The following is a 4,831-nucleotide window of genomic DNA, read 5'->3' as shown; positions in this document are numbered from 1 at the left end:
GATGGTAGTGATTTTAGGAGACATATTTATTCAGGTCGGCAATAAAACTCTAAACGGTATCCATCGGGGTCATCAAACCAGATAAACTCTTTGTCTCCGTATTTATCTATCTGAATGGAGCTATTTTTGATACCTGCTTCATTGAGCAGTCTTTCAAACTCCTTTAATTCTTCGATAGTCTTCACTCCAAAAGCTAGATGATTTATGCCTCCGCTATCTTTATCGAGAGTAGCCCATTCAGTATATGGCAAACCAAAAAAGATTTTAGTTTCTCCAATTTTATATGACACGGACTCATCTCCAAGGTGTTCTGGTGCACCAAGAAATGCAGAGTAAAAATTCTCAGTTTCTTTTATATCTTTAACTATTAAAACTAGATGGTCTATAAAGGCTGGTTTCATTTTTGACTGACTAAAAAGATATTTCCATCAAGGTCAGTAAACTCTGCCCCTATATCACCCCAGGGTCTGGATACTGGCTCACTGATTATCTTTCCACCATTCTTTAACACAGTCTCTAGAAAGAGCTTCATATCGGGGACTTGAAACTCACTATTTTTGTAGGTTCCAATATTCCTTTCTGCCCAATGCGGAAATCTATTTTCTGAGTCTTCCTCTAATTCAATATGTGTTCCATCAACACCACGAGCACTTACATAATTTTTATCTTCACTTTCAATAACCAAACCAAAAACTGCTATGTAGAATTTCTTTGCTTTTTCAATATCTGAAGTCCCAATGATAATTGGACCGAGTTTGGGAAAGTTGGGGTTATTCATAACTGTTTTATATTAGTTTACTAATCTTCCAATACTTACCCCCATTCAGATCTCGGTCAAAAAACTTTTTTTCAAACAACTCTCTTCTTAAAAGAGCTGGGTCATTGAATGTATGAAATTTATTAAGAATCTCATTTACTTCCGATTCCGTATAAGTCCTGCCTTCTTCAAACTTTTCAGCCATATATTCAATAACCGCCTGTTTCTTGGCATGCTTAGCAGGCCAAGAAATAACTTGAAGATTGGCATTGAGAAAAGTCTTAATTTCTTCCATTAGAGTTTCTTTGCGAGCCACATGTCAGCAAAAGTCTTTTCACTATGAACCTTATCACCATTAATCTTAATGATTTCTGTAAATCCATTATTAACCCAGAAACGGATAGCGGGCCAATTCTTGATACCCACGGTAAGGGCAAGGCGGTCATAGCTCGCCAGCTTTCTAGCTTCATTGAAAAAGCCTTCAACTGCTTCTTGCCCAAGTCTTTTGCCCTGATAGTCAGTGTGAACGGCCATAACTGAAAGCCAAAGAGTCTTATCGTCTGGGTAGCCATGATAGAAGATAAAATAGCCAACCATCTTCCCATCTTCCTTGGATCGGATAGATTGAACTTTATGATATTCGGCAGAACGGCCTTCTGGCACATGTTTATGCTCCAACTCTCCTTCCATGTAGTTTCCTTCGTCTTCCGCTTCCATACCTGTCCAATCACCTATATAAGAACAGTTATCAAAAACGGCCTGAAGATCTGAAAGTTCAGATTTTTCTGAATCGGATATTATGAGATGCTCGGTTTCCCACTTTGATGGAAGTTGATTCAATTTCATAGTTATATAGTCTATTTAAGTTTTTCCTTCAACTTTTCCACAGCAATCCTTCTCATACTAAAAGAATTCTTTTCTTCAGGAGTTAATTCAGCAAAAGTTTTGTCATACCCTTCTGGCTGAAAGATTGGGTCCCAACCAAAACCCTCACTTCCTCTTGCTGGAACTATTGTGCCTTTAGTATTTCCCTCAAAGAAAGAAATCTCACCTCCTGAGTTGGAATAACCGATAACCACCTTGGCCTCAGCATTAAAGTTTCCAAAAGCTTCGGCCATTTTATACAAACCATCATTACCAACAGTTTTCAAAAACCATTTGATTAGAGGACCAGGTAAACCTTTAATCCCTTCAAGATAAAGAGAGTTGTCTTCAACGATAAATTCTCCACTCTGATGCTTTTGAGCTTCTAGGAGCTTTGCCTTGATAATTTCGTGAGCATCTAAACTCTGGATTTCAGGCAAATCAATATCAAGAGCTTCTACGTCTGGCAAAACCGCTTGGACTTCAGCAAGCTTTCCTTTGTTTCCGGTAATGAAATATAGGGTCATAATTTATTGCTTAAATTTTTCTTCTAGTTTACCAAATAACTCGATTACATTCTTTTCGGTATCCGGAGAAAGCTTGATTTTAGATGATGAATCACAGAAAAGCTTAGCAAGTAGAACCTTATCCAGACTATTCTTTTTTACATATTCAGAGTTTTTCTCCTTATAACTAATTGATGGCTTATTCAGCACAAGGTCTTTAAAGTCAGAACTACTAAAAATATCTTCGATTGAACCTTCTGAGCCAATGACAGACATTACTAAGTCGCTAGAAACTAGCCAGTTGTTTTTGAGATTTTTCTCCCCATCTCTTTTGCCTTTGTCGTTATCGTAAAGATACACAACCTTACAGCCCCAGCCGTGGAGAATTGTTCCTACGAACGGCATATTGCCAGACCCACCCCCAAATACAAAATTGAGATTGGGTCTTTTTAAAATCTTCTTGAATCCTTCGAGATAATACAAATCCGATGGTCCCTCCACAACAATATTATGGGCTTTATCTACATGAGTTATGCCAGAGCTTAATTCAAGACCAATAGCGGTGAGAATAGGGGTTAGAGTTTCCTTATCAGCCAAAGCATGAATCTTGTTTTCTACTCTAGTCCCTTCTTTTTTAGTTCTGTGAATGAGTCTGATTCTGGACAGCTTATCTGCTTCAAGTAAGTAAGGTGAGTGTGTGGAAAAAATAATCTGAGCATCTTTTGACGAGCTTTCCAACTTACCAAGAATATCCTTCAATGCTTGAGCATGAAGAAATAGCCCAGGTTCATCTATGAGGATGACGTTTGGTATATCCTCAGTTGAACGAGCAGAAACTTTTATGTAAAAGGCGAGATGCCATTGCCTTCCTTTGCTTCTTAGGCTGGGTTCGTATGGGTAGCCATCTTCCTCAATCCAAAAGAAAAGATGGGCTGAGTCCCAGTCAATACTCAGTTTTGAAATATCCTGAGTCCAAAACTTTTCATAATCTTTATTTAGGGTTATGTTTATGTCTTTTTTATGTTTATGCTTATCCCTATCTGCTGTAGATTTAACCGTCTCTACATCTAGGTCGCTCACTAAAGACAAATCCTTTATCCACTCGTTTGAGTCGAGTTCGGCCATTGGGACTTTGTTTGGGAATACATCCTCGAAGGACTTGAAGAGGATGAAGTTGGGACACCACTTTTCATTAAATTCCTTTACAAATTTTTCCTCCACTTCCCTGAAGCTCAAAAATTCTTGAGCTCCCTCTCTAATAACCTTTACCGCTTCGTGATATTTAGCTTTATCCTTATCGTCAGTGATATGAGCTATGTTGATAGAGGTTTCCTCGTCAAACTTTTTTATCTTGGACCATATGATATTTGGGTTATCTAAATCTAGGTCAAATAACTCTGCTGTAAGAGATGGGTATTTATCAACAATCTTTTTAAGAATTTTATGTGAAGCTGTTATTCCCTTATTTAAACTTTCAATTACTTCCTTATCTCTAATTCCAAGTGTAAAAGCAGAGGGGTGAGATAATCCATACACACTAGGGGCCAGTTTGTGTATCTCGATTTCGACATCAGTTTTTACTCCTTTGCTGAATTCTATTGCTTTGAATATTTCCCCAAGAGTTTTCTTGCCCACCTTAAAGGTAATGGAAATTTCGGGAATTTCTTCAGGAAATTGAATCGGGGTAGCAGTCTCATCTATGTCATTTTGGAAGTCGAAATCTGCCAATGCTTCAAGAATGGATGTTTTTCCAGATTCGTTCTTCCCAGCTAATATCGTTATATCTCCATTCAAATAGCAGTCTCCACTATCAATAATGGACTTGTAGTTTTTTATTCTAAATTTGTGGAGTTTGACGGGCATTGGCTAGCCAAAAGTTAGGGCGATTTAAGCCAAACCCTATATTACGCTCCTGATGAGTTTTTACCACCCTTCTTTAGGGGTGGCTTATCTGAGCAAATCTCTACAATTTCTACCTCCCATATCTACGCAATCTGAGTAGACATCAACCCTTATCTGAGAAGAAGATTTTTTGTTGCCCTCAAAAGCTCCGCTTAGCCACAAAATCCCCACTATCACAATTCCCGTAATCACAACGTGCCCAAACAGTTTGTCAGCTTCTTGTTCATTCATTTTTTCTTAGCTGGTTTTAACCTCCTGCAAATAGCAGAAAGCCCGCAAGGGGAGCTCTACCCTTTCGGGTAGAATGCCGAAGTTTCCCTCGACAACCGGCTAAGGAACCCCCTTACGGGTTTTCTACTCCTTAGCCGGATTTCATGCCGTGCCTGTTTCCAGGGTTAGGCAATATTAAATTGTGGAACCCCTTAAATATACCAGGAAAACAAGAAAACGATATCTTTACAGAAAGCCAAGAAAAGCAGTGAAAAAGAGGTTAGAAAAGTGCCTGAGGAATGTCATTTACTGCCCTTAATAGGCTCTATAACGCACGAAATATGTAAAAAGGTAGATAATCATGTGTCGAGACCACCCCTAGGGGAGTTGGGCCCAAGCCCTTGGTCCATATAGTATCTAGTCAAAGAAAAATTCTTATAACTTTTGGAAATTATCTGTATTACATTGTGAGTTATCCACAGTCCTGCACACTACCTAGCTTGCTTTTTTGAACCAAATATGCTATAATATAGTAAGTTAGAATTGCACTATCGAATCGGAATCCTTCATGAGAGCTGGATGAAATTTGCTC

General features: G+C 38.5%; 7 protein-coding genes. All 7 read right to left on the bottom strand.

Annotated features, from left to right (window positions below):
* Positions 1-26: 26 nt before the first annotated feature.
* On the bottom strand, positions 27-401 hold the full coding sequence (locus COU47_04520; GenBank protein PIR69177.1) for a hypothetical protein: 375 nt from the start codon (positions 399-401) through the stop codon (positions 27-29).
* The gene (locus tag COU47_04515; GenBank protein ID PIR69176.1) at positions 398-778 is read right to left on the bottom strand and encodes a hypothetical protein; all 381 of its coding nucleotides are present in this window, start codon (positions 776-778) and stop codon (positions 398-400) included. The genes COU47_04520 and COU47_04515 overlap by 4 nt, the downstream gene beginning before the upstream one ends.
* A 7-nt stretch (positions 779-785) precedes the next feature.
* Complete coding sequence (locus COU47_04510; GenBank protein PIR69175.1) at positions 786-1,052, bottom strand: transcriptional regulator; 267 nt, start codon at positions 1,050-1,052, stop codon at positions 786-788.
* Positions 1,052-1,603: a hypothetical protein gene (locus COU47_04505; GenBank protein ID PIR69174.1), complete on the bottom strand. Its 552-nt coding sequence runs from the start codon at positions 1,601-1,603 to the stop codon at positions 1,052-1,054. Before COU47_04505 ends, COU47_04510 begins: the two co-directional genes overlap by 1 nt.
* Positions 1,604-1,614: 11 nt before the next feature.
* On the bottom strand, positions 1,615-2,148 hold the full coding sequence (locus COU47_04500) for a non-canonical purine NTP pyrophosphatase (protein ID PIR69173.1): 534 nt from the start codon (positions 2,146-2,148) through the stop codon (positions 1,615-1,617).
* 3 nt (positions 2,149-2,151) lie between these two features.
* Positions 2,152-3,990 carry a hypothetical protein gene (locus COU47_04495; protein PIR69172.1) on the bottom strand — a complete coding sequence of 613 codons (1,839 nt, stop codon included), beginning with the start codon at positions 3,988-3,990 and terminating at the stop codon, positions 2,152-2,154.
* An 84-nt stretch (positions 3,991-4,074) separates the two neighbouring features.
* A complete protein-coding gene (locus COU47_04490) occupies positions 4,075-4,260 on the bottom strand; it encodes a hypothetical protein (protein PIR69171.1) in 186 nt (61 codons plus the stop codon).
* Between the last annotated feature and the right edge of the window lie 571 nt (positions 4,261-4,831).

The sequence above is a fragment of the Candidatus Niyogibacteria bacterium CG10_big_fil_rev_8_21_14_0_10_46_36 genome, from assembly GCA_002772995.1.
GTDB lineage: Bacteria > Patescibacteriota > Minisyncoccia > 1-14-0-10-42-19 > 1-14-0-10-42-19 > 1-14-0-10-46-36.
Note: the sequence above shows the minus strand (reverse complement) of the source record. Positions and strands in the feature narration are given on the sequence as shown.